Consider the following 23,245-nt stretch of genomic DNA (forward strand, 5'->3'; position numbering starts at 1 on the left):
TCAAGGGGGAGCGGGATGCGGATCGGGGAGCTGAGCCGCCGCACGGGCGTGCGGACGCACCAGCTGCGCTACTACGAGGCCCAGGGCCTGCTGGACGTCGCCCGGCGCTCGAACGGCTACCGCGAGTTCGACGAGGGGGCCGTGCTGCGGGTGCGGCAGATCCGGCACCTGCTCGACGCGGGCCTGTCGTCCGAGGACATCGCCTCCGTGCTGCCGTGCGCGGTCGGCGAGGAGCCGCAGCTGCCCGGCTGTGTCGAGCTCCTGACCGCGATGCGCTCCCGCCTGCGGCGCCTGGAGGACCAGATGGCGAGGCTCGCCCGCTCGCGCTCGGCCCTGGCCGGGTACATCGCGGCGGCGGAGCGGGTGGGCGGCGAGAGCTACCCGCCCCTCGACGGCGCGACGGCGGAGCGGGTTCCCGCCTGATCACCAGGCCGGCGGGTGCCGGTCCGCCCAGCGCAGCCGGTCCTCGAGCTGTGCGGCGAGGGCGAGGAGCGTCGTCTCCCCGCCCGGCCGCCCGATCAGCTGCACGCCCATCGGCAGCCCGTCGTCGGTCCACCGCGTGGGCACGGTGATCGCGGGCAGGCCGGCCACGTTGAGCATCGACGTCCACGGCGTGTACTGGCACTGCTGCTCGAAGTTGCGCTCGGGGTCCTCGGGGTCGAACCAGCCGAGCGGGCGGGGCGTCATCGCGAGGGCGGGGGTGACGACGGCGTCGAACCGCGACACCTGCGCGACCAGCCGGCGCTCGAAGGCGGTGAGGGCGCGCAACGCCTCGGCGAGCTCGCGGGCGGGCACCTGGCGGCCGCGGCCGACGAGCCACCGGGTGAGCGGCTCGAGGCGGTCGAGGCGTGCGGGGTCGTCGATCGGCACCGCGGACGCGCCCGCCATCCACAGGGTGCGGAACGCGGGGCCGTACGTCGGGTCGGGTTCGAGGGACAGGCCGTCCACCTCGTGCCCGAGCCCGGTGAGCGTCGCCACGCCGGTGTCGAGCGCGGCGCGCGCCTCGTCCGACGTCGAGATCGCGTAGAAGTCGTCCCAGGCGGAGTCGGTCGTGACGGCGATCCGGAAGCGGCCCCGCACGTCCTCGCCGCCCACTCCCGCCACCTCGCCGCGGCGGGCCGCGGCCAGGTACTCCCCGGCCCGGGCCGACGGCGCGCGCAGCGTCAGCGGGTGCGCCACCCGCCCGTCGGGCGTCCGGGTGAGCATCCCCTCGAGCAGCAGCGCGGTGTCCTCCGTGGTGCGGGCGAGAGGCCCGTCCACGACCAGACCGCCGAGCGACTCCTGCCCCGACCCCGCGGGGACGAGGCCGCGGCTCGGCTTGAGCCCGACGACGCCGCACGCCGCGGCGGGGATGCGCACCGAACCGCCGCCGTCCGACCCGGGCGCGCACGGCAGCAGGCCCGCGGCGACGGCGACGGCGGCGCCGCCGCTCGACCCGCCCGCCCCGAGAGCCGGGTCCCACGGATTGCGCGCCACCGGCCCGGCCAGCGGCTCCGTGTACGCGGGGAAGCCGAGCTCGGGCGCCGTCGTGCGGCCGAGGCTCACCATGCCGGCGGCGTCGAGGACGTCGACGATCTCGTCGCTCACCGGAACCACCACGGCGTCGTCGCCGGCGAAGGCGCGGGAGCCGAACCCGGCGGGCACGCCGGCCCGCAGCCACAGGTCCTTGTCCCCGCCGGGCAGCCCCCACAGCACGCCCCGGGCCTCCGCGCCGTCGCGCTCGAGGCGCGCCGCCCGCTCGCGCGCCGCCTCGGGGGTGACGCTGACGAAGGCCCCCAGGGCGGGGTTGGCGCGCTCGATCCGGGCCAGGAAGTGGTCGGCCACCTCGGTCGGCGTGAGCTCGCCCGCGCGCAGCAGGTCACGCAGCCGGGCGGCGGTCATCTCGTGCAGGGCGTCGTCCATGACCCCCATCCTGCGCCGAGCATGCAGATGTGCTCGGCATGCGGCGCGAGAACGTGCACAGGTGCAGGGTCGGCGAGGATGGGTGCGTGACCCACGACCTCGTCCTCGCCGGCCACGGCGTGCGCCTGGAGCCCCTCGGCCCGCAGCACGCCGCGGCGCTGCTCCCCCTCGTCGACGCCGACCTCTGGTTCGGCATGACCTCGCCCGTCCCGACGACCGTCGCGGACCTCGAGGCGTGGATCGACGCCGGGGTCGCCACGCCCGGCACGATGGCGTTCGCCGTCGTGGGCGACGACGGCGCGGTCCGCGGGTCCACGCGCTTCTACGAGCTGGCCCCCGGGCCGCGCCGCGTGGAGATCGGCACCACGTTCTACGGGCGCGACTGGTGGGGCGGCACGACCAACCCCGCGTGCAAGCTCCTGCTGCTGCGGCACGCGTTCGAGGAGTGGGGGATGCGCCGCGTCGCGCTGCGCGCCGACTCGCGCAACACGCGCTCGTGCGCGGCCATCCAGCGCCTCGGCGCGAAGCCCGAGGGCGTGCTGCGCAAGCACCGCGTCGCCGCCGACGGCACGGTGGGGGACACCGCGTACTTCTCGATCGTCGACGACGAGTGGCCGGACGTCCGCGACGGGTTGCGGCGCCGGCTCGCGGCGGCCTGACGGTTCGACGGGTCCCACCGGCCGGGCGGTGAGACCCTGGCGGGAGCACGACAGGTAGGGTCGACGGCCGGCCCGGGCCAGGCGTGACGTGGCCGGCTCGCGGCCAGACCTGTCCCCGAACCCTGGAGAGCCCGTGACCACCGAGGACGCCGCCGCCGTCGAACCGACACCCGAGCGCGAGCCGCACGACAGGTCGTTCTTCGGCCACCCGCGCGGCCTGGCCACGCTGTTCAGCCTCGAGGTCTGGGAGCGGTTCTCGTTCCTCGGGATGCAGGCCATCCTCGTCCTGTACTTCACCGCCTCGGTCGCGGACGACGGGCTCGCGATGGAGGCCGGCAACGCGGCGTCGATCGCGGCCGGCTACGGCACCATGGTCTATCTGGTGTCCGTGGGCGGCGGCTGGATCGCGGACCGGGTCCTCGGCTCCTACCGGAGCGTGCTGTGGGGCGGCATCCTCATCGCCGCGGGCCACTACACGATGGCGATCCCGGCGGAGTTCTCCACGTGGGTCGGCCTGGTGCTCATCAGCCTCGGCACCGGGCTGCTCAAGCCCAACGTGTCGACGCTCGTGGGCAAGCTCTACCGGACCGACGACGAGCGGCGCGACGCCGGCTTCGCGCTCTACTACATGGGCATCAACGTGGGGGCGTTCTTCGGCCCGCTGGTCACCGGGTGGCTGGGCGCGGAGGTCGGCTGGCACTGGGGCTTCTCCGCCGCCGCGATCGGCATGACGGCCGGGCTGATCCAGTACGTCGTGGGCCGACGCGGCATCCCCGGCTACGGCCGCGGGGCCGAGGCGGCGCTGCCGCCCGACGTCGCGCGCCGCACGCGCTGGATCCTCGGCGGCTCGGCGGCCGCCGTGGTCGTCGTCCTCGTCGTCCTCGCCCTCGTCGGACGGCTCAGCGTGGACGGCGTCGTCGACGCCCTCACCGTGATCGCGATGGTCGCGCCGATCGTCTACTTCACCGTGATGTTCCGCAGCCCCCGCGTGACGGGCGAGGAGCGTGGGCGGCTGCGTCCGTTCCTCGTGCTGTGGATCGCGTCGGTCGCGTTCAACTTCGTGCTCTTCCAGGCGTACTCGGTGCTCATCCTGCTGGCCGAGGACCACGTGGACCGCACGATCTTCGGCTGGGACGTGCCCTCGTCGTGGTTCAGCTCCTACCTCGGCGCGGCGGAGGTGCTGGTCGCCCCGCTCGTCGCCGCGCTGTGGACCTGGCTCGGGCCGCGGCAGCCGCACGCCTCGAAGAAGGTCGCGTTCGGCGCCCTGCTCGGCGGCCTGTCCTACCTGGTCCTCGTCCCCGCCGTGAGCGGGCAGTCCGGCGACTGGCGGATCGCCGTCTGGTGGATGCTCGTCTCGCTGCTCCTGCTCGGCCTGGGCGACGTGCTGCTGCAGACCACCGGCCTGTCCGCCACCACGAAGCTCGCACCGCTCGCGTTCTCCAGCCAGTCGATGGCGGTGTGGTTCCTGTCCATCGCGCTGGCCAACGGCATCCAGGCGCAGACGGTCCGCTTCTACGGCGAGGTCCCCGACGGGGTCTACTTCGCCGTCAACGGCGCGGTGCCCGTGATCGTCGCCGTCGTCGTCCTCGCCCTGTCGCCGTGGATGAAGCGCACCATGCACCCCGTCCACTGAGCCCGACCGCGACCTCCCGGAGGACACCATGCGATACGTCACCGACCTGCCTCACGAGACCCGCGTCGAGGACCACTGGATCCCCCTGGCGGACGGCACGCGCCTCGCGGCCCGCGTCTGGCGGCCCGTCGACCCCACGCCCGTCCCGGCGATCCTGGAGTACCTGCCCTACCGGCTGTCCGACTGGACCGCCCCCCGCGACGCCCAGCGCCACCCGTACTACGCCGGGCACGGCTACGCGTCGGTGCGGGTCGACATCCGTGGCAGCGGCAACTCCGACGGTTTCCAGGACGACGAGTACTCGCCCACGGAACTCGCGGACGGGGTGGCCGTCGTGGAGTGGCTGGCGGCGCAGGACTGGTGCGACGGCTCGGTCGGCATGTTCGGCATCTCGTGGGGCGGCTTCAACTCGCTCCAGATCGCGGCGCTCGCCCCCGAGCCGCTCAAGGCGATCGTCACGGTGTGCTCCACCGACGACCGCTACGACAACGACGTGCACTACACGGGCGGCTCCGTGCTGGCCGTCGACATGCACGCGTGGGCTGCCACGATGCTCGCGTTCTGCTCGCGCCCGCCGGACCCGGCGTACGTGGGGGAGGGGTGGCGCGCGCAGTGGCTCGAGCGGCTCGAGCGCACGGAGCCGTTCGTCCACACCTGGCTGGACCACCAGACCCGCGACGACTACTGGCGGCACGGCAGCGTCATCGAGGACTACTCGACGATCTCGGCCGCGGTCCTCGCCGTCGGCGGCTGGAACGACCCGTACCGCGACACGGTGCTGCGGCTCGCCGCGGCGGGGGACGACGGCGCGCTGCGCGCCCCGGTGCGCGGCATCCTCGGCCCGTGGTCGCACCAGTACCCCGACCGCGGCCTGCCGCCCGGGCCGGCCATCGGCTTCCTGCAGGAGACGCTGCGCTGGTGGGACCACTGGCTCAAGGGCGCCGACCGCGGCGTCCTCGACGACCCGCCGCTGCGCGCGTGGATCAGCGAGTCCGTGCCGCCCGCCACCGTCTACGACGAGCTGCCCGGCCGGTGGGTGGGCGAGCCGACGTGGCCGTCGCCGCACGTGTTCGCCCGCGAGCTGCCGCTCGTGGCCGCGGGCGCCGACGACCCTCCCGAGGGCGGCCTGCGGACGACGGCGCCGACGGTCGGGGCGCTCGCCGACGGGCACCCCGTCCCGACGTCGTGGCTGGTGGACTCGCCGCCGCACACGGGCGTGGACGCGGGCCGGTTCTTCCCGTTCGGCAACGACGCCGACCTGCCGCCCGACCAGCGGGAGGAGGACGGGCGGTCCCTCTGTTTCGACTCCGACCCGCTGACCGCCCCGCTGGAGATCCTCGGCCGGGCGCGCGTGCGGCTGCGGCTCACGTGCTCGGCGGCGAAGGGGCAGGTCGTGGCGCGGCTGTGCGACGTCGGGCCCGACGGCGCGTCGACGCTGGTCACGCGCGGCGTGCTCAACCTCTCCGCCCGGCACGGCCGCGACCGGGCCGTGCCGTGGACGCCGGGCGCCACCGAGGAGGTGACGTTCGAGCTCACCGGGACCGGCTACGCGCTGGCGCCCGGCCACCGGCTCCGTCTGGCGGTGTCCTCCGCCTACTGGCCGTGGGTCTGGCCGCAGCCGGGTGACGCCGTGCTCGCCGTCGCGGTCGGCGACGGCGCGCTCGAGCTGCCCGTGCACGACCGCGCGTCGTCGCACCCGCCCGTCGTCTTCGAGGAGCCGGAGCAGACGCCGCCGCTCGGCGTCGTCTTCGGCGAGGCGGACGAGGCCCGCCCGGAGCGCCGTGTGGTGCGCGACGTCGCCGAGGGCCGGTGGCTGCTCGAGGTCGACCCGCGCTACGGAGGCACCCGCACCTACCCCGACGGGCTCGAGTTCACCGAGGACGCGCTCGAGCGGTACTGGATCGGCAGGGAGGCCACGAGCGCGCGGACGCGCTCGGACTGGACCGTGCGGCTGCGCCGCGGCGCCGGCGACCCGCTGCCCGCGGGGATGACCGACGGCTGGGACGCGAGCGTCGTCACCCGGTCGGAGATCACCTGCGACGAGCACGCCTTCCACACCGAGAACGAGGTGGTGGCGCGCGACGGCGACGAGGTCGTCTTCGAGCGGCGGTGGACGCGGACGATCCCGCGCACCGCCGGCTGACGCCTACCGCAGCAGGGGCGCGACCTCCTCGCCGAGGAACGCCGCGAAGCCGTCGAGGTCCGGCTCGTCCAGGGTCGGCTGCGCGACGACGGTCGTGGCGCCGAGCGCGACGTAGCGGCGCAGCCCGTCGGCGACCTCCTCCGCGGACCCCCAGCTGGCGTGGTCGGCGAGCGCCTCGTCCGACGACGCGTCGACGTCCCACCGCGCGAGGGACCGGCGCAGGCGGTCGGCCGCGCCGTCCCCGGTGGCGACCTGGGCGAACGCGACCGTCCGGAACGGGTGCTCGCCCTCGGGCGCGGACTCGGCGACCGGCGGCAGGCCGGCGGCCGCGCGCCCCTCGTCCACGAGCACGACCGCCTGACGGGCCCCGGAGACGCCCGTGTCGCCGTCGATGACCACGCCCTGGGCGACCTCGCCCACCAGCCGCAGCGTCTTGGGCCCCTTCGCCGCCGCGACCACGAGGGGCGCGACGGCGGGCGGCCAGTCGAGCGCGACGTCGTCGAGCGTCACGTAGCGGCCGGACGTCGTGACCCGCTCGCCGGCGAGCAGCGCGCGCAGGGCGCCGACCTGCTCGCGCATGAGCGTCAGCGGCGACGCCACCCGGGCGCCGACCTGGCCCATCCAGCTCTGCACGCCGTGCCCGACGCCCGGCACGAACCGGCCGGGGAACATGCCGTCGATCGTCGCCGTCTCCATCGCCGTGAGGGCCACGTTGCGCAGCGGCAGCGGCATGACACCGATCCCGACGCGCAGGCGTTCGGTGGCGCTCAGCATCGCCGCGGCCGCGGACGGGCCGGACTCGAGGAAGCAGTCCTCCCACAGCCACACCTCGTCGAGGCCCGCGGCCTCGGCGGTGCGGGCGAACGGGACGAACCGCGAGGGCGGGTTGCCGTAGGGCGCGAGGATGCAGCCGAGGGTCACCATGACCCGATCCTGCACCAGCCCCGCGCGCCGAGGTAGTACCGGACCCCGCGAGGTAGTACAGCTCCTGCTGAGGTAGCACCGGATCCCGCGAGGTAGTACGGATGCTGCCGAGGTAGTCCCCGATCAGCGACGGCGGACGCGCAGGACGGCGGAGTCGACGCGCCGCGGTGGCCGCACGGCTTGTCCGCCCGGGACGCCGGACAGGCGGTCGACACCTCGGGCCTCGTCGGGCCCGAGGTGTCGACCGCCTGTGCGGCAGCCACGGCGCCCGGTCAGAGCGGGGTGACCGTGCCCCGGAAGTGCTGGCGGCGTCGGCCGCCGTTCCAGCCGACGTACGCGAAGCCGTCGTCGTCCGGGGTCACGGCCACGTCCACCGTGCCGGGCAGCAGGACGGGGGAGGCGAACTCGACCGTCCAGCGATAGGCATCGCCGCGCGCGTGGCCGACGTCGGCCAGGGCGCGCGCCGCCGTGTACATGCCGTGCGCGATGGCGCGCGGGAAGCCGAACGCCTTCGCGGACAGCGCCGACAGGTGGATCGGGTTCCGGTCGCCCGAGACGGCGCCGTACGCGCGGCCGGTGCCCGGCCCGAGCGCCCACCGGCCGGTGGGCAGCGGCGGGGTCCACGTACCTGCGGGGGCGCGGTCCTCGGCGTCGGCGTCCGCCGGCTCGTCCCGCGGGGCGTCCGCCTCGTCGGACCAGGGCAGGTGGAAGCCCTTGGCGAGGTAGGTCGACACGCCCCGCCACACGGGGCCGGCGTCCGGGTCGGCCTGCGGGCGCACCTCGGCGACGAGGTCCACCTGCACGCCCCGCTTGTGCGGGCGCAGGTTCTCGGCCCAGGCGCGCACCTCGAGCACGTCGCCCACGACGACGGGCCCGCGCAGCTCGACGTCGTTCGCGAGGTGCACCATCCCGAGCAGCGGCAGCGGGAAGTCGTTGCGGACCATGACCGCGGTCGCCAGCGGGAACGCCAGCACGTGCAGGTACCCCGCGGGCAGCACGTCGGTGACCGGCTCGTGCAGCAGCCGCTGGTAGTCGTGCAGGTGGTGGGCGAGCTCCGCCGTCGGCACGCGGGTGACGCGGTACGCGACGTCGGGCAGCGTCAGGGGTGCGGGCTCGCCGTCTCCCTCCGACCGGCCCTGGCCGATCACGGGCAGGCCCGGCATCGCGCGCCCCGCCGCGATGCGCCCCGAGGCGGCGGCGCCGCGCGCGTAGAGACTGCCGAGGCCCGGCAGGGTGGGCAGGGTCTCGACGCGCAGCGGCTCGCCGGCGCTGGTGGCCGGCGCGGCCGCCGTCACCGCCCCACCAGGTTCTGGCCGCACACGCGCAGCACCTGCCCGTTGACCCCGGCGGACGCCGGCGACGCGAGGAAGACGATCGCCTCGGCGACGTCGACCGGCCGGCCGCCCTGCTGCAGCGAGTTGAGGCGCCGGGCCACCTCGCGGGTGGCGAAGGGGATCGACGCCGTCATCTCGGTCTCGATGAAACCGGGCGCGACGGCGTTCGCGGTGCCGCCGCGCGCGGCGACCAGCGGGGCCGTGGCACGGGTGTGCCCGATGACGCCGGCCTTGGAGTAGCCGTAGTTCGTCTGGCCCTTGTTGCCCGCGATGCCGGAGGTCGACGCGAGCGACACGATGCGGAGCCCGTCCACGCCCTCGCCCCCGTCGAGGCCGAGCAGCTGGTCGTTGATCCGCAGCTGGGCCTCGAGGTTGACGGCGATGACGGCGTCCCACTGGGCGGGCTTCATGTTGGCCAGCAGCTTGTCGCGCAGGATTCCCGCGTTGTGCACCACGACGTCGAGGCCGCCGTGGCGGGTGCGCGCGTGCTCGAGGATGCGTCGTCCGGCGTCGTCGGACGTGACGTCGAGCTGGAGCGCCGTGCCGCCCACCGCGTTGGCGGTGCGCGCCAGGCCCTCGCCGGCTGCGGGGACGTCCACGCACACGACGGTGGCGCCGTCGCGGGCGAGGGTCTTCGCGATGGCGGCGCCGATGCCCCGGGCCGCACCGGTGACGACGGCGACCTTCCCGGCCAGCGGCCGGTCCCAGTCGGCGGGGGCCGCGGCGTCGGCCGGGCCGACCGGCAGCAGCTGGCCGTCCACGTACGCGGACCGAGCGGACAGGAAGAACCGCAACGTGGCGAGGACGGACGTCGAGTCGACGGCGGCGCCCCCGGTGAGCACGATCCCGTTGCCGGTGGCGCCGGCGCGCAGCTCCTTGGCGAGCGAGCGCAGGAAGCCGTCGACGCCGTTGCGCGCCGCGGCGAGCGCCGGGGCGTCGCCGTCGGCGGCGGCGCGCGAGACGGTGACGACGCGCCCGTTGGTGGCGAGCCGGCGCAGGACCGAGCCCGTGGCCAGCACGGCCGCGGAGACGTCCGTCGGGCGCCGGGTCTCGGTGAGCACGAGCAGGACGGCGCCCCAGCGGGCGTCGTCGCTGGGCTGGCGGCGCACGTCGAGGCCCCAGCCGAGCAGCACCTGGGCGATCCTGTCCGCGTCGCCGGTGGAGGCGTCGTCGGAGACGACGAGCACCGGCCCGACGGTGAGCGGGTCACCCGCGCGGAAGCGGCGCAGGATCGCGGGGCGGGGCAGGCCCAGCTTCTTCGCGAGCGTCTTGGTGAAGCCGGAGTTGACGGCCTTGGTGTAGGAGTCGGTCACGGGTTCCTCTCAGACGGACTCGACGACGGCGGTGGCCCCGAGGCCGCCCGCGGCGCAGATGGAGATCAGGGCACGCGCCGGCCGGCCGGTCTCGGCGGCCTTGGCCGCGACGAGCTTGGCGGCCGTGGCGAGGATGCGGCCGCCCGTCGCGGCGAACGGGTGGCCGGCGGCGAGCGAGGAGCCGTTGACGTTGAGCTTCTCCCGGTCCACGCTGCCGAGCGGCGCCTCGAGGCCGAGCTCCGCCTTGCAGTAGTCGGCGTCCTCCCAGGCGGCGAGCGTCGTGAGGACGGTCGACGCGAACGCCTCGTGGATCTCGAAGAAGTCGAAGTCGTCGAGGGTCAGGCCGTTGCGGGCCAGCAGGCGCGGCACCGCGTGCACGGGCGCCATGAGGAGTCCGTCGTGGCCGTGCACGAAGTCGACGGCGGCGGTCTCGGCGTCGACGAGCCGCGCGAGCACCGGCAGGTCGCGCTCGGCGGCCCACGCGGCCGACGACAGCAGCACGGTGGAGGCGCCGTCGGTCAGCGGCGTGGAGTTGCCGGCCGTCATCGTGGGCTCGGCGGGCTCGGCGAGGCCGCGGCCGAACACCGGCTTGAGCTTCGCGAGCTTCTCCAGCGAGGTGTCCGCGCGCAGGTTGTCGTCACGGGTCAGGCCGCGGAACGGCGTGACCAGGTCGTCGAAGAACCCGGCGTCCCACGCGGCGGCGAGGTGCTGGTGGCTGGCGAGCGCGACCTCGTCCTGCGCGGCGCGGGAGATGCCCCAGCGCGCGGTGGTGACGGCCTGGTGCTCGCCCATCGACAGGCCGGTGCGCGGCTCGTCGGTGGCGGGCGTGAGGGGCTTCAGGTCGGCCGGGCGGATCTTCGCGAAGGCCTTGAGGCGCGCCTGGAGCGTCTTGGCGTGCGACGCGTCGAGCAGCGCGCGGCGCAGGCCCTCGCTCACGGCGACGGGGGCGTCCGAGACGGTGTCGGAGCCGCCGGCGACGCCGGACTCGATCTGGCCGAGCCGGATCTTGTTCGCGACGGTGATCGCGGCCTCGAGGCCGGTCGCGCACGCCTGCTGCAGGTCGAAGGCGGGGGTCTGGGGCGACAGCGAGGAGCCGAGCACCGACTCGCGGACCAGGTTGAAGTCGCGCGAGTGCTTGAGGACGGCCCCGCCCACGACCTCGCCGAGGCGCTCCCCCTGCAGGCCGTACCGGGCGACGAGCCCTTCGAGCGCCGCGGTGAACATCTCCTGGTTGGAGGCGTCGGCGTACTTCTTGCCGGCGCGCGAGAACGGGATGCGGTTGCCGCCCACGATCACGGCGTCGCGCACTCCGGCGGGGGCGGACGGGTTCGCTTCGCGGGTGTTCCGGGAGGTGCCGGACGGCTTGCGTGTAGCCACAGGGGTAGATCCTTCACTCCGTCGGTCAGGTAGGACTCACAGTACCTGATACTCTCAGTCTCGTGAGACGAGTCACAAGGTGCGGCCGATGACGGCCGCGGAACAGCTCGACGCCCGTTCGGCTCCGGGTGCTCGTTCGGCCCTCGACGGTCGTTCGACACGGTGGGACGACCATCGTGCCGCGCGCCGGGCGCAGCTCGTGAACGCCGCGCGCAAGGCCGTGCACCGCGCCGGGCCAGGGGTCTCGATGGACGAGATCGCGGGCGAGGCGGGCACGTCCAAGTCGATCGTCTACCGGTACTTCGAGGACAAGGCGGGCCTGCGCCTCGCCGTGGCCGCGCACGTCGTCGCGACGATGCACGACGCCCTCCGCGAGGCCGCCGAGGCCGCGCCCACCCCGCACGCGGCCCTGCGCGCGATGGTCCGGGTGTACCTCGAGATGATCGAGCACTCGCCCAACGTCTACTGGTTCGTCACCCGCACCGCCATCGGCGGCAACGAGCCCGCGCCCGGCACCGCCGGGACGGGACAGGTCGAGGCGCTCGGCGCCTACCTCGACTCGGTGATCGAGCTGGTGGCCGAACCGTTCGCCAAGGCCGTCCAGGTGCCCCCGGCGCTCGCCGCCGCCTGGGCCGCGGGGGCCGTCGGCTTCGTGCGCGGCGCCGGCGAGTGGTGGCTCGGCCACGCCGCGGACCAGGGCGGTCCCGACCGGCTCACCCGGGAGGACCTCACCGAGAAGGTGACGCTCTGGCTGTGGACCGGCCCCGTCGGCGTCCTCCACCACGAGGAGTCCGCGCCCTTCGACCTCGCCGGGTCCTCCCACCCCTTCGAGACCTCCAACCCCGCACAACCGCAGGAGAACCGATGACCACGACGTCCGACCGTCCCGCGACGACGCAGGCCGCGCCCGCCCCCAAGGCGACCCCGCGCGTCGACGTCGCCGGCCTGTCCGAGCAGCTGCTCGGCCGGTGGCCGGAGTGGCGCCGCCACGCCCGCGCGCGCTCGACCGACCCGACCTTCTGGAAGGACGAGTCGCTCTCGATGGCGGAGCACCGTGAGCGGGTGCTCGAGCAGATGAAGCTGCTCGCGACCGACCCGAAGCACCAGGTGTGGCTCGGGTACCCGACGCGCCTCGGCGGGGCGGACTCCCCGGGCGCGAACCTGGCGGGCTTCGAGGAGCTCGCCGTCGCCGACCCGTCGCTGCAGATCAAGGCGGGCGTCCAGTGGGGCCTGTTCGGCTCGGCCATCCTGCACCTGGGCACGCCCGAGCAGCAGGACCGCCTGCTGCCGGGGGCGATGGACCTGTCCGTGCCCGGCGCGTTCGCGATGACGGAGATCGGGCACGGCTCGGACGTCGCGTCGGTGGCCACCACGGCCACCTACGACCCGGAGACGGAGGAGTTCGAGATCCACACGCCGTTCCGCGCGGCGTGGAAGGAGTTCCTCGGCAACGCGGCGGTGCACGCCACGGCGGCCACCGTCTTCGCGCAGCTGATCACGAACGGCGTCAACCACGGCGTGCACTGCTTCTACGTGCCGGTGCGCGACCCGGAGACCATGGAGTTCCTGCCCGGGATCAGCGGGCACGACGACGGGCTCAAGGGCGGCCTGCGCGGCGTCGACAACGGGCGGCTCGCCTTCGACCACGTGCGCATCCCGCGCGCCGACCTGCTCGCCCGCTACGGCGCGGTCGCCGCCGACGGCACGTACTCGTCGTCGATCGACAGCCCCGGCCGCCGCTTCTTCACCATGCTCGGCTCGCTGGTGCAGGGCCGGGTGTCGCTGGACGGTGCCGCGTCGACGGCGTCCAAGCTGGGCCTCGCCATCGCCGTGAAGTACGGCGCCGAGCGCCGCCAGTTCACCTCGTCGTCGCCGATCGAGGAGACGGTGCTGCTGGACTACGCGACCCACCGCCGCCGCCTGTTCCCGCGCATCGCCGAGACGTACGCGACGCACTTCGCGCACGACCGCCTCCTCGACCTGTTCGACGACGTCTTCTCCGGGGAGAAGGACACCCCGGAGAACCGCGAGGACCTCGAGACGATGGCGGCGGCGCTCAAGGCGACGTCGACCACGTTCGTGCTCGAGACGCTGCAGGAGGCCCGCGTGGCCTGCGGCGGCGCCGGCTTCATCACCGAGAACCGCATCACGAGCCTGCACCACGACATGGACGTGTACGCCACGTTCGAGGGCGACAACACGGTGCTGCTGCAGCTCGTCGCCAAGCGTCTCGTGGGCGACTACGCCAAGGCCCTCAAGGGCGCGACGTCGACGCCGGCCGGCATCGCCCGGTTCGTCGTCGACCGCGCCGCGGACGCCGCGCTGCACCGCACCGGCCTGCGCCGGGCCGGCCAGGCCCTCGCCGACGCGGGCGACCCGCGCCGCGCCGCCGGGCACCTGCGCGACGCCGAGACGCAGCGCGAGCTGCTGGCCGACCGCGTCGCGACCATGGTCGAGGAGGTCGCGATGGCCCTGCGTCCCGCGCAGAAGGCGGACCCCGTGACGGCTGCGCGGATCTTCGACGAGAACCAGGTGCAGCTCGTCGAGGCGGCCAGGGCGCACGCGGACCTGCTGCGCTGGTCGGCGTTCACCGACGCGCTCGAGCAGATCGACGACCCGGGCACCCGCCGCGTCATGACGTGGGTGCGCGACGTCTTCGGGCTCACCCTCATCGAGCGCAACCTCGCCTGGTACCTCATCAACGGGCGGCTCTCCGCGCAGCGCGCGCGCACCGTGACGTCGTACGTGGACCGCCTGCTCGACCGCCTGCGTCCGCACGCCGTCGACCTGGTCGACGCGTGGGGCTACGGGCCCGACCACCTGCGGGCGGTCATCGCGTCCGGTATCGAGGCGGAGCGGCAGGACGAGGCCCGGGCCTACTACGCCCGGCAGCGCGCCGACGGCACCGCGCCGATCAGCGAGAAGGCGCTGAAGAAGCAGAAGCGCGCCTGACACGGTGAGAAGCCCGGGCCGGGCCGCACCTGCTGCGGTCCCGTCCGGGCTTCTCTGTGTCTCGCGGACCCGCCTTCTCGGCGTCCCGTCAGGCGGCGGCGGGGGTCGGCTGGGCCGCGCGCACCGGCTGCGGGTAGTCCTCGACGACGGCGGGCGGGGTCTCGACCGTGCCCGCCGTCGTGCCCGGCACCGGGGCGGGCACGACGGCCGCCTCCTCGGCCGCCCGCTCGTCACGCAACGGCAGGCCGAGCGTGACGGTGGCCGGTCGTGCGACGCGGGCCGGCGGGACGGACATCGCCACCACGGCCGCACCCCCGAGCCCGGCCAGGAGGGCGGCCCACGCCACCCACGTCCAACCGAGCGCCGCCGACGCGCCCAGCAACGCCCCGTCCATGACCCCCACGACGAGTCCGACGACGAGCACCCGTCTCATGCCTACCTCCCACGGTCCGCCTCATCCGTGCCTTTCCAGGAGACGACACGACGGCCGGTCGTGCATCTGCTGGGCGGACCGTGCAGGTCACAGGTGGGTCACGGTCGCCGGTCGTGCCCTGCCGTGTCCCAGGCGAGGGCGGTCGCGGACATCCGGGGGTCGGCGTGCCCGAGCAGCAGGGGGGACGGCGACGGGTCCAGCGTGGTGCGCAGCTGGTGGTGCATCTCCCCGGTGAGCCGCAGCGCCAGCTCGAACCTCAGCGGTGCCACGTGGTCGGCATGGAGCCGGCCGCCGATCGCCGGGTGCGGGGAGAAGGCGAGCACCTCGTCGGGTCGCGGGTGGATGCCGGCGTCGAGCACCTCCCGGCACAGGTCCTCCAGCAGGAGGTCCGCGCGCCCGTCCGCCGAGTCGAGCTCGGTGTACATCTCGACGGCGGTGGCCCAGCGGAGCTCGAGCGTCCCCTCGATCGTGTCGAGGAACCACCAGCCCTCCAGGGACTCGAGGAAGACGTCGCCGAAGACGGTCGTGAAGCGGGGCGTCTTGCCGTGGACCCCCAGCCACGACCAGGACGCCAACCCGTACGCGAACGCGCCGGGAGCAAAGGTTCTGAGCAGTTCCACGTGCGCATCAAACCACCTTGTGGTAAGCGGCGAAACCCCGACTCTGCCGGGGCGCCACATGGCCCCGCTCACGCAGAATTGTCACCTGGTGATGATGTCGGTCAAGGATCCGAGCGTGCAGGTCAAGAAATAGTCATCCATGCAGGTCGGCGTCGCGCCGGCCCGGAGTCGCGGAACTCTGCCCCGGTGCCGCCCGTTGACCCACGGGTGGCCCGAGGACCTCGGCGCCGCCGCCGCACGAGCCCCCGACCCGGAGGTGGACCCATGGAGACGCCCGCCGCGCGCAGGCGAGTCGACGCCCGGAGCGTCGCGATCACCGGACTCACGACGCTCGCCTGGTACGCCGTGCCCGACGTCGTCGGCCCCCGCTGGGCGCGCGCCCTCGCCAAGGCGGGCGTGCTGGCCGGCGGGCTCGGCCTGGGGATGGCCCTCACCGCCGAGGGCCGCTCCGCCGTCGACGGCGTGCGCGAGGCGCGCGACGAGGTCCGCGACCTGCGCGACCTCGCCCGGCGCGTGGAGGCGCCGCCCGAGGGCGACGACGGCGACCTCGGCGACGCGGGCCTCGACGATGCCGGGGTGGCCGACGTCGATCTCGAGGACAACGTCCTCCTGGGCGACGCGGAGCTCGCGGACGCCGACCCGCTGCCGGACCCGGCCGTCGCGGGAGCGGCCGCGGCGGCCGCGGTCGCCCTCGCGGTGACGGTCGCCGTGGCGGGGGAGAAGTGGGCCTACCGGCGCGGCGAGCGGTGGCGCGCCCAGGGGCGGCGGCTGCCGCACACGCGGGTCGGGCTCGTCCTCGGGGCGCTCGCGGCCGTGGCGACCGCCCTCGACCCGTCGATCTCCATGGTCCGGCCGGCCGAGGGCGAGACGCCCGCGAGCTGACGCCGCCCCGGGCTCAGGAGTCCCCGGCCGTCGAGCCCCGCACGACGAGGCGTGGGGGTGAGAGCTCCGTGCCGTGCGCGGGGCGACCGTCGATCGCGGCGAGCAGGAGCTCGGCGGCCCGCTGCCCAAGCCGGTCGAGCTGCGGGTCCACGGTGGTCAGCGGCGGCCTGCTGGCGAGGGCCATGACCTCCCAGTCGTCGTAGCCGGTCACGGCCACGTCCTCGGGCACCCGCACGCCGCGGTCGCGCAGGCGGTCGCAGCCGCCCCTGGCGAGCTGGTCGGAGGCGAACACGATGGCGTCGACCGGCAACGGGTCGCCGGCCCGGTGGTCGCCGAGCACGACGTCGACCGCGAGACGGCCCCAGCGCTCGGACCACTCGCCGAACTGCGGCTCGCCGACGATCCTGGCGCCGTGCGCCGCGAGGGCGGCGGCCAGGGCGGCGTGCCGCTGCACGGAGGCCGCCTGGTCGCCGCGACCGCCGACGTAGGCGACCCGGGTGCGGCCGAGGGAGAGCAGGTGCTCCGCGACGGCGGTCATGCCGGCCGCGTCGTCGGGCACGACGGACGCGTCGTCCGGGTCCTGCGACGGTGCGAAGGCGTAGACGACCGGCATCGGCACCCGGATGGGCGGCCGGGGGTCGGTGGTGCGGCCCGTGACGATGATCCCGTCCACGCGCCGCGCGACGAGGCTGCGGACGTGGTGCTGCTCACGGACGGCGTCGTGCCGGGCCGTGGCCAGCAGCGCCGAGATCTGACCCCCGACGAGCGCGTTCTCGGCGCCGAGCACCACCGGCAGCGAGAACCGGCCGGCCGAGTCCGTGCTCAGCAGGCCGACGGTGAAGCTGCGCCGCGCCGACAGCGACCGTGCCTGCGCGTCGGGGACGAAGCCCAGCCGTTCCGCCGCCTCGCGCACGCGGGCCCGGGTCGCGGGTCGCAGGGAGCCGGTGTCGTTGAGCGCCTTCGACACGGTGCTGGGGGACACTCCCGCCAGCGCGGCGACGTCCGTGATCCGCACGACGCCCGGAGTCTCCGCCATGAGGCCTCCTCGAGATTCCTGCCGTTCCGCAGGATGGCGGGCGGCGCTGCCGATGGTACGCGATTCCCCCTGTCGGGCAGGTGCTTGACGACTCGCACAACGCTCCCTACCGTGAGGAAAACGGATTCCTAGTTTCCTTCCTCGAGGGAGAGGTGCATGACGACGACGACGCTCCGGACCGCTCGCGGCCCGGCCGAGCCCACAGATTCGGCGATCAGCAGCCTGCGGCCGCTGCCGCCGGGCAGCGCGACCCTCCACGGCGGGCTGTGGGGCCACCGGCTCCGCGTCAACCGCGACGCCTCGGTGCCCGAGGGCCTCGGGCACCTGCGCGAGTACGGGAACCTGCGCAACCTCGAGATCGCCGCCGGGCTGGCCGAGGGCGAGGCGCAGGGGCCGATCTTCGCGGACTCCGACGTGCACAAGTGGCTCGAGGCCGCGGCCTGGGAGTACGGGCGCGAGCCCGACGAGGCGCTGCTCGCCGACATCCTCGAGGTCACCCGGGCCGTCGCCGGCGCCCAGGCGCCGGACGGGTACCTCGACTCGGTGCCGCAGCTGCGCGGCGTCGAGCGCTACTCCGACCTGCCGTGGAGCCACGAGCACTACTGCGCGGGCCACCTCATGCAGGCCGCGGTGGCGCAGGTGCGGGCGACCGGCCGGCGCGAGCTGCTCGACGTCGCCGTCCGCCTGGCCGACCACCTCGTCGAGACGTTCGGCGACGGCGAGGGACGGCGGCGCGAGGTCGACGGGCACCCGGTGATCGAGACCGCGCTCGTGGAGCTCTTCCGGGAGACGGGGACGCGGGCGTACCTGGACCTGGCGTCGTGGTTCGTCGAGGCCCGCGGCACGGGGATCATCGCGGCCCACGGCAAGCAGCCCACCTACTTCTCGGACCGGGTGCGCGTCCGCGAGGCGACGACGGTCGAGGGGCACGCCGTGCGCGCCGTCTACCTCGGCGCGGGCGCCACCGACGTCGCGGTCGAGACGGGCGACCGCGAGCTCCTCTCGGCGCTCGAGGCGCAGTACGCGGCGATGGTCGACGGCAAGCAGTACCTCACGGGCGGGCTCGGCTCCCGCTGGGACGGCGAGGCGTTCGGCGACGCGCACGAGCTGCCGAACGACCGGGCGTACGCGGAGACGTGCGCGGCCATCGGCGCCGTGCAGTGGGCCTGGCGCCTGCTGCTCGCCACGGGCGACGCACGCTACGCCGACCAGATCGAGCGGATGCTGCTCAACGGCTTCCTCTCCGGGCTCTCCCTGGGCGGCACCGAGTACTTCTACGTCAACCCGCTGCAGGTGCGCACGGGCGCCCACGCGGAAGAGGAGCGGAACCCCGCCGCCGGACGACGGCCGTGGTTCGGCTGCGCCTGCTGCCCGCCCAACATCATGCGGACGCTGTCGAGCCTCGAGGGGTACCTCGCGACGGTCGCCGACGACGCGCTCCAGGTGCACCAGTACGCACCCGGCACGATCGCCGCCGACCTGCCCGGCGGCGTGCTGCGCGTGCGTGTCGAGACGGGGTACCCGTACGCCGGCCGCGTGACGCTGCACGTCGAGGAGGCGCACACGGGAGCCGGGCTCGCGCTGCGGGTGCCGGGCTGGGCCGAGGGCGCCACGCTCGACGGCGCCCCCGTCGCGGCCGGTGGCTACGCCACCGTGGACCGGGCGCTCGCGGCCGGGGACGTCGTCGTGCTGGAGCTGCCCGTGGCGCCCCGCCTCACGGCCGCGGACCCGCGCGTCGACGACTCCCGTGGCTGCGTCGCGATCGAGCGCGGCCCGCTCGTGTACGCGCTGGAGCAGGAGGACCAGGACGCGGGCGCCGTCGTGGACGACGTCCTGATCGACGTCGCCGGGCCCCTGGGCGAGGAGGACCGTCCCGACCTGCTCGGCGGGACGGTCGTGGTGACGGCGACCGGGTCCGTGCGGTCCCGGCCCGCGTCGCCCGCGGGCGACGGCCCGTACCGGCCGGCGGAGACGCCCGCCCCGCCCGTGACCGGCGCGGTGACGCTGCGGGCGGTCCCGTACCACCTGTGGGCCAACCGCGGCCCCCAGGCCATGCGGGTCTGGATCCCCGTGGCCTGACCGGCAGCACCTCACGCGGGGCGCCCGACGCGGGCGCCCCGCCCCCCGCAGGCACCGCCGCCCGCGGGCAGTACACGGAGGACACGGCGCCCGAGGGGCGCGGAGGAGGAGAGCGATGGAGCTCACCAGACGGCAGCTGCTCGCGCTGCTCGGCGCGGGCGGCGCCGCCGCCGCCGGCGTGGGACTGGCCGGCTGCGCGACGCCGGCCACCGCCGTCGACGTCGGCGCCCCCGGGTTCGGGGACGGCGCGCGCGGCACGGTGGAGATGTGGTGCCGCTCGGACACGGTCAACGGCGTCCAGGCCGTGGTCGACGCGTTCCACACGGCGCAGGACCGCGTCCGGGTGCGGCTCACGCCGATCCAGAACGGTCAGTACGTCACCAAGGTCGCCACGGCGATCCGCGGCGGCCGGGTGCCCGACGTCATCGACATCGACGACATCTACTCGACGATGTTCGCCTTCCGCGACGTGTTCACCGACCTCACGCCGCTGGTGGAGGACCTGGCCCTCGGTGACGCCCTCAGTCCCGGCCACCTGGCCCTCGCCACCAAGGACGGCAAGCACTACGGGGTGCCCTTCCTCGGCGACTTCTCGGTCCTGTTCTGCAACACCGAGCTGTTCGACCGCGCCGGCCTGGACGTCGACGAGCACACCGCGTCGTTCGAGGGGATCCTCGAGGCCGCCCGCGCGATCGCGGGGCTCGGGGACGACACGTACGGCTGGTCGTTCCCCGGCAACGCGTCCGGTGCGCTGGGGTTCACCGTGCAGCCGCACGTGTGGGCCACGGGCGCCGACCTCATCGCCGGCGACGTCGGCGACCAGCGGGGGAACGTCGCCGGCAACGACGCGCTGCGCCGCACGCTCGACCTCGAGCGCACGCTGTGGGAGGAGCAGCTGGTGCCGCCCGGCTGCTTCGCCGACGACGCGTCGCGCTGGTCGGCCGACTACGTCGCCGGGAAGCTCGGGATGTTCCCCGCCGGGTACGGCGTCGTCGCCCCCAACGCGTCGCCCGAGCTCCTGGAGCGCAGCCGCGTCGTGCTGCTGCCCGGGCCGGACGGCGGCCGCGCGTTCTTCGACGGCGGCGACAACCTGTGCATGCCCGCGGGCGGGAAGAACCCGGAGGGGGCGGCCGAGCTCATCCGCTTCGCCGTCGCCCTGGAGCAGCAGGCACGCATGCCCGACGGGTTCTACTCGCCGATCCGTTCCGACGTCGTGACGCCGGAGTTCGCCCGCGAGCACCCGCTCGTCACGCCCACGCTCGAGCAGCTCGACTCGGGGTACGCCCCCACCACGCTCGCCTACAACCTCATCTACAACCAGCAGGACGGGCCCTGGCTGCGCATGTTCCGCAGGGCCGTCTTCGACGGGGAGGTCGACGCCGCCATGGACGAGGCCCAGACCACGTACGACCGCATCCTGCGGCAGGCCCAGGCATGAGCGCCCCGGCCGTCGCCCGGCCCGCACGACGTCACGGCACCCTCACGCATCCCGCCCGCACGGGGGTGCTGCTCGTCGCGCCGGCGGTGGCGTTCGTCGTCGTCTTCGTGCTGGTGCCGCTCGTCTCCGCCGTGGGGATCTCGTTCACGAACCTCCCGCTCATCGGGACGTGGCGGTTCGTCGGCCTGGAGAACTACGCGTCCGTGCTCACGGATCCCACGTTCTGGCGGGCCGTCGGCTACACGCTGCTCTACACCGCGATCGTCACGCTGCCGATCCTCGTGCTCGGCTACACGCTGGCGGTGGTCGTGCGGTCCAACCGCCGCGGCGCCACGGTGCTGCGCACGATCTTCTTCGTCCCGTACGTCATCGGCCTCACGACGCTCAGCTTCCTCATGCTGCTCGAGGCGCAGCCGAACAGCGGCATGGTGAACGTGGTGCTCAAGGCCCTCGGGATCACCGACGGCTCGACGGCGTGGCTCGTCGACGGGCCGCTCGCCACCGGGCTGCTGTGCGTCATGGTGATCTGGGCGGTGTCCGGGCTCACCATGGTGCTGCTCATGTCGGGGATGCAGGGCATCCCGCGCGAGGTCTACGAGTCGGCCGAGCTCGACGGCGCCTCGTGGTGGGTGCGCGAACGATCGATCACGATCCCCATGCTGCGGCGCACCATCGCGATGACCGTCGTGCTGTCGGTCATCGGGTCGCTGCTCGCGTTCACGCAGTTCTACATCCTGACCCAGGGCGGCCCCGGCTCCGACACCACCACCGTGGTGATGGCGATCTACCGCCGGGCGTTCGTGCAGCTGCAGCTGGGCGCGGCGACGGCGATGTCGCTCGTGCTGGTCGTCATCACCGGACTGGTCACCGCGGCGCAGTTCTGGCTGCTGCGGGAGAGGAGCTGATATGGCGGTCACGACGAGCGCACCGGGCACGACCGGGCTGGGCGCACCGGGCGGGAGCTCCCGCGGCACGAGCCCGGGCCGCGGGTCCTCGCCCGGTGCGGCGGGGCCGGCGTCGGGCCCCGAGCGCGACACGCGCGTGCGCCGCACGCTGTACGCCGTGGGCGGCATCCTCGCCGCCCTCGTCTTCCTCGTGCCCCTGGCGCTGGCGCTGGTGCGGTCCGGGCAGCCCGGCGACGTCGTCGTGGCCGCGCCGGACGGGCGCTTCCTCGACCTGTCGTGGGTCAACTTCCGGCTGATCCTCGACCAGCCGGAGATCTGGCGCGGCATCGTGAACTCGGTCGTCGTGTCCGTGGCGACGGCCGTGCTCACCGCGGTCCTCGCGACCCTCGCCGGGTACGGGTTCGCCAAATTCGGCTTCCGCGGCCGGGGCCTGCTGTTCGGGCTGGTGCTGGTGACCCTCATGGTGCCGTTCCAGGCGATCCTCACCCCGCTGTACCTGCAGATGAACGCCATGCGGCTCACGGACAGCCTGTTCGGCCTCGTGCTCTTCTACACGACCGTGAACCTGCCGTTCTGCGTGTTCGTCATGCGCAACGCGTTCGAGTCGGTGCCCGGCGAGATCGAGGACTCCGCGCACGTGGACGGCGCGGGGACCGTGCGCATGATCGTGTCGGTGCTCCGGCCGCTCGTGCTGCCCGGTGCCGCGACCGCAGCCCTGTACGCGTTCCTGGCCTCGTGGACGGAGTTCCTCGGTGCGCTGACGTTCCTCACCGACTCGTCGCTCTACACGCTGCCCGTGTCGCTGGTGAACCTGCAGCAGGGGGCGTACGGGCAGGTGAACTTCGGGCTCCTGGCCGCCGGGTCCGTGGTCGCGATGATCCCGTGCGTCGTGCTGTACGTGGCCCTGCAGCGGTACTACGTGGCAGGGCTCGCGTCGGGGTCGGTGAAGGGCTGACGGTGCGCGCCCGACCGGGCTAGTCGTCGAAGACGTCCCAGCAGATCGCGGAGCGCGCCCGCTGGTCGTCGAGGACCAGGGCGAGCAGCTCGGCGGGCACCCGTTCCCGTTGCCAGTCCCGCTCGGCGAGCCGGGCGGGCTCGGCCCGGCCGGCGGGGGCCGCGGCGCTCGCGGCGCGGATCGCGTAGGCGGCGGCGCCCAGGTCGTGCGCGGCGACGTGGGCCACGGCGACCGCCTGGCCGGCCGCGAGCGCCGCGAACCGGGCGGGGTCGGGACGGCCCTTGCCGGCGGCGTTCGCGACGAACGCGGTGCGGTGCGCCTCGCGCATCGGCACCTCGCCCCGGATCCACCCGCGGGCGACCTCGAGCGCCTGCCGGGGGCGGTCGTCGTCCGGCGCCTCGCGCTCGAAGCAGGGCAGCACGTGGTCGGCGCAGGCCACCGCCCACCCGGCCAGCATCCGGTGGTGGTCGTCGGTGAGGGTCCCGCCCCGGCGGACGGTGATCAGCCGGGGGTCGCGATCGGTCGGCAGGATCGGCACGGCACCATCCTGCCCGCATCCGCGCCCGGCCGGGAGGTCACGACCTGCGCGTCAGCGCGACGACGCCGACGACGGCCACCCCGACGCCCCGTCCCGGCAGGCCGGCGGCCGTCAGCGAGCGC

At 74.7% G+C, this 23,245-nt stretch carries 20 protein-coding genes; 11 read left to right on the forward strand and 9 right to left on the reverse strand.

Annotation, left to right across the window (positions count from 1 at the left end; translation table 11 throughout):
• The first annotated feature begins 15 nt into the window (after positions 1 to 15).
• Entirely contained in the window at positions 16 to 423 is a 408-nt protein-coding gene (locus tag ACH443_RS01200) for a MerR family transcriptional regulator (protein WP_429766059.1), read from the forward strand.
• On the opposite strand, the gene ACH443_RS01205 is transcribed toward ACH443_RS01200, so the two are convergent.
• Complete coding sequence (locus ACH443_RS01205) at positions 424 to 1,902, reverse strand: amidase (protein ID WP_430589250.1); 1,479 nt, start codon at positions 1,900 to 1,902, stop codon at positions 424 to 426.
• 86 nt (positions 1,903 to 1,988) lie between these two features.
• Here ACH443_RS01205 and ACH443_RS01210 point away from each other — a divergent pair, with 86 nt between their 5' ends.
• The 3 genes from ACH443_RS01210 (at position 1,989) to ACH443_RS01220 (ending at position 6,337) form a co-directional block, all read left to right on the forward strand.
• Positions 1,989 to 2,561 carry a GNAT family N-acetyltransferase gene (locus ACH443_RS01210; RefSeq protein WP_429766056.1) on the forward strand — a complete coding sequence of 191 codons (573 nt, stop codon included), beginning with the start codon at positions 1,989 to 1,991 and terminating at the stop codon, positions 2,559 to 2,561.
• Between the two features lie 133 nt (positions 2,562 to 2,694).
• On the forward strand, positions 2,695 to 4,194 hold the full coding sequence (locus ACH443_RS01215) for a peptide MFS transporter (RefSeq protein WP_430556409.1): 1,500 nt from the start codon (positions 2,695 to 2,697) through the stop codon (positions 4,192 to 4,194).
• A gap of 28 nt (positions 4,195 to 4,222) precedes the next feature.
• Entirely contained in the window at positions 4,223 to 6,337 is a 2,115-nt protein-coding gene (locus ACH443_RS01220; protein ID WP_430589251.1) for a CocE/NonD family hydrolase, read from the forward strand.
• A gap of 3 nt (positions 6,338 to 6,340) precedes the next feature.
• On the opposite strand, the gene ACH443_RS01225 is transcribed toward ACH443_RS01220, so the two are convergent.
• The 4 genes from ACH443_RS01225 to ACH443_RS01240 all read right to left on the reverse strand — a co-directional run bounded on the left by ACH443_RS01225 (position 6,341) and on the right by ACH443_RS01240 (position 11,216).
• The gene (locus ACH443_RS01225) at positions 6,341 to 7,261 is read right to left on the reverse strand and encodes an LLM class flavin-dependent oxidoreductase (RefSeq protein ID WP_429766052.1); all 921 of its coding nucleotides are present in this window, start codon (positions 7,259 to 7,261) and stop codon (positions 6,341 to 6,343) included.
• A gap of 272 nt (positions 7,262 to 7,533) precedes the next feature.
• Positions 7,534 to 8,556 (reverse strand): MaoC family dehydratase, encoded by a 1,023-nt coding sequence (locus tag ACH443_RS01230; RefSeq protein WP_430589252.1) that lies wholly within the window; start codon positions 8,554 to 8,556, stop codon positions 7,534 to 7,536.
• On the reverse strand, positions 8,553 to 9,908 hold the full coding sequence (locus ACH443_RS01235) for a 3-oxoacyl-ACP reductase (RefSeq protein ID WP_429766049.1): 1,356 nt from the start codon (positions 9,906 to 9,908) through the stop codon (positions 8,553 to 8,555). Before ACH443_RS01235 ends, ACH443_RS01230 begins: the two co-directional genes overlap by 4 nt.
• A 9-nt stretch (positions 9,909 to 9,917) precedes the next feature.
• On the reverse strand, positions 9,918 to 11,216 hold the full coding sequence (locus ACH443_RS01240) for an acetyl-CoA C-acetyltransferase (protein WP_430556506.1): 1,299 nt from the start codon (positions 11,214 to 11,216) through the stop codon (positions 9,918 to 9,920).
• A gap of 157 nt (positions 11,217 to 11,373) precedes the next feature.
• Here ACH443_RS01240 and ACH443_RS01245 point away from each other — a divergent pair, with 157 nt between their 5' ends.
• Together ACH443_RS01245 and ACH443_RS01250 are read left to right on the forward strand one after the other, a co-directional pair.
• Entirely contained in the window at positions 11,374 to 12,153 is a 780-nt protein-coding gene (locus ACH443_RS01245) for a TetR/AcrR family transcriptional regulator (protein WP_430589253.1), read from the forward strand.
• Positions 12,150 to 14,237, forward strand: coding sequence for an acyl-CoA dehydrogenase (locus tag ACH443_RS01250; RefSeq protein ID WP_429766045.1), 2,088 nt, complete (start codon positions 12,150 to 12,152; stop codon positions 14,235 to 14,237). Before ACH443_RS01245 ends, ACH443_RS01250 begins: the two co-directional genes overlap by 4 nt.
• A gap of 88 nt (positions 14,238 to 14,325) precedes the next feature.
• Here ACH443_RS01250 and ACH443_RS01255 read toward each other — a convergent pair whose 3' ends face one another.
• Together ACH443_RS01255 and ACH443_RS01260 are read right to left on the reverse strand one after the other, a co-directional pair.
• The gene (locus ACH443_RS01255) at positions 14,326 to 14,670 is read right to left on the reverse strand and encodes a hypothetical protein (protein WP_429766044.1); all 345 of its coding nucleotides are present in this window, start codon (positions 14,668 to 14,670) and stop codon (positions 14,326 to 14,328) included.
• A 98-nt stretch (positions 14,671 to 14,768) separates the two neighbouring features.
• The gene (locus ACH443_RS01260; RefSeq protein ID WP_429766042.1) at positions 14,769 to 15,290 is read right to left on the reverse strand and encodes a hypothetical protein; all 522 of its coding nucleotides are present in this window, start codon (positions 15,288 to 15,290) and stop codon (positions 14,769 to 14,771) included.
• Positions 15,291 to 15,554: 264 nt separating this feature from the next.
• Between ACH443_RS01260 and ACH443_RS01265 the strand changes: the two genes are divergently transcribed.
• Positions 15,555 to 16,172: a hypothetical protein gene (locus tag ACH443_RS01265; RefSeq protein ID WP_430589254.1), complete on the forward strand. Its 618-nt coding sequence runs from the start codon at positions 15,555 to 15,557 to the stop codon at positions 16,170 to 16,172.
• Positions 16,173 to 16,185: 13 nt separating this feature from the next.
• On the opposite strand, the gene ACH443_RS01270 is transcribed toward ACH443_RS01265, so the two are convergent.
• Positions 16,186 to 17,208 carry a LacI family DNA-binding transcriptional regulator gene (locus ACH443_RS01270; protein WP_429766038.1) on the reverse strand — a complete coding sequence of 341 codons (1,023 nt, stop codon included), beginning with the start codon at positions 17,206 to 17,208 and terminating at the stop codon, positions 16,186 to 16,188.
• Between the two features lie 156 nt (positions 17,209 to 17,364).
• On the opposite strand from ACH443_RS01270, the gene ACH443_RS01275 reads away from it, so the two are divergent.
• The 4 genes from ACH443_RS01275 (at position 17,365) to ACH443_RS01290 (ending at position 22,585) form a co-directional block, all read left to right on the forward strand.
• Entirely contained in the window at positions 17,365 to 19,287 is a 1,923-nt protein-coding gene (locus ACH443_RS01275; RefSeq protein WP_429766036.1) for a glycoside hydrolase family 127 protein, read from the forward strand.
• Positions 19,288 to 19,402: 115 nt separating this feature from the next.
• Positions 19,403 to 20,725, forward strand: a complete 1,323-nt coding sequence (locus tag ACH443_RS01280; RefSeq protein WP_429766035.1) for an ABC transporter substrate-binding protein — start codon at positions 19,403 to 19,405, stop codon at positions 20,723 to 20,725.
• The gene (locus ACH443_RS01285; RefSeq protein ID WP_430589255.1) at positions 20,722 to 21,630 is read left to right on the forward strand and encodes a carbohydrate ABC transporter permease; all 909 of its coding nucleotides are present in this window, start codon (positions 20,722 to 20,724) and stop codon (positions 21,628 to 21,630) included. Before ACH443_RS01280 ends, ACH443_RS01285 begins: the two co-directional genes overlap by 4 nt.
• 1 nt (position 21,631) lies before the next feature.
• The gene (locus ACH443_RS01290) at positions 21,632 to 22,585 is read left to right on the forward strand and encodes a carbohydrate ABC transporter permease (protein WP_429766031.1); all 954 of its coding nucleotides are present in this window, start codon (positions 21,632 to 21,634) and stop codon (positions 22,583 to 22,585) included.
• Between the two features lie 19 nt (positions 22,586 to 22,604).
• On the opposite strand, the gene ACH443_RS01295 is transcribed toward ACH443_RS01290, so the two are convergent.
• Positions 22,605 to 23,123, reverse strand: coding sequence for a putative immunity protein (locus ACH443_RS01295; protein WP_430589256.1), 519 nt, complete (start codon positions 23,121 to 23,123; stop codon positions 22,605 to 22,607).
• Positions 23,124 to 23,245: the final 122 nt, after the last annotated feature.

Source organism: Isoptericola sp. NPDC019571, from assembly GCF_044389385.1.
GTDB lineage: Bacteria > Actinomycetota > Actinomycetes > Actinomycetales > Cellulomonadaceae > Isoptericola > Isoptericola nanjingensis.

Bases quoted from the DNA above. Each gene is read 5' to 3' on its own strand.
- ACH443_RS01200 (WP_429766059.1), top strand. From the start codon at position 16: ATGCGGATCGGGGAGCTGAGCCGCCGCACGGGCGTGCGGACGCACCAG.
- ACH443_RS01205 (WP_430589250.1), bottom strand. From the start codon at position 1,902: ATGGACGACGCCCTGCACGAGATGACCGCCGCCCGGCTGCGTGACCTG.
- ACH443_RS01220 (WP_430589251.1), top strand. From the start codon at position 4,223: ATGCGATACGTCACCGACCTGCCTCACGAGACCCGCGTCGAGGACCAC.
- ACH443_RS01225 (WP_429766052.1), bottom strand. From the start codon at position 7,261: ATGGTGACCCTCGGCTGCATCCTCGCGCCCTACGGCAACCCGCCCTCG.
- ACH443_RS01245 (WP_430589253.1), top strand. From the start codon at position 11,374: ATGACGGCCGCGGAACAGCTCGACGCCCGTTCGGCTCCGGGTGCTCGT.
- ACH443_RS01250 (WP_429766045.1), top strand. From the start codon at position 12,150: ATGACCACGACGTCCGACCGTCCCGCGACGACGCAGGCCGCGCCCGCC.
- ACH443_RS01255 (WP_429766044.1), bottom strand. From the start codon at position 14,670: ATGAGACGGGTGCTCGTCGTCGGACTCGTCGTGGGGGTCATGGACGGG.
- ACH443_RS01265 (WP_430589254.1), top strand. From the start codon at position 15,555: ATGGAGACGCCCGCCGCGCGCAGGCGAGTCGACGCCCGGAGCGTCGCG.
- ACH443_RS01270 (WP_429766038.1), bottom strand. From the start codon at position 17,208: ATGGCGGAGACTCCGGGCGTCGTGCGGATCACGGACGTCGCCGCGCTG.
- ACH443_RS01275 (WP_429766036.1), top strand. From the start codon at position 17,365: ATGACGACGACGACGCTCCGGACCGCTCGCGGCCCGGCCGAGCCCACA.
- ACH443_RS01280 (WP_429766035.1), top strand. From the start codon at position 19,403: ATGGAGCTCACCAGACGGCAGCTGCTCGCGCTGCTCGGCGCGGGCGGC.
- ACH443_RS01285 (WP_430589255.1), top strand. From the start codon at position 20,722: ATGAGCGCCCCGGCCGTCGCCCGGCCCGCACGACGTCACGGCACCCTC.
- ACH443_RS01290 (WP_429766031.1), top strand. From the start codon at position 21,632: ATGGCGGTCACGACGAGCGCACCGGGCACGACCGGGCTGGGCGCACCG.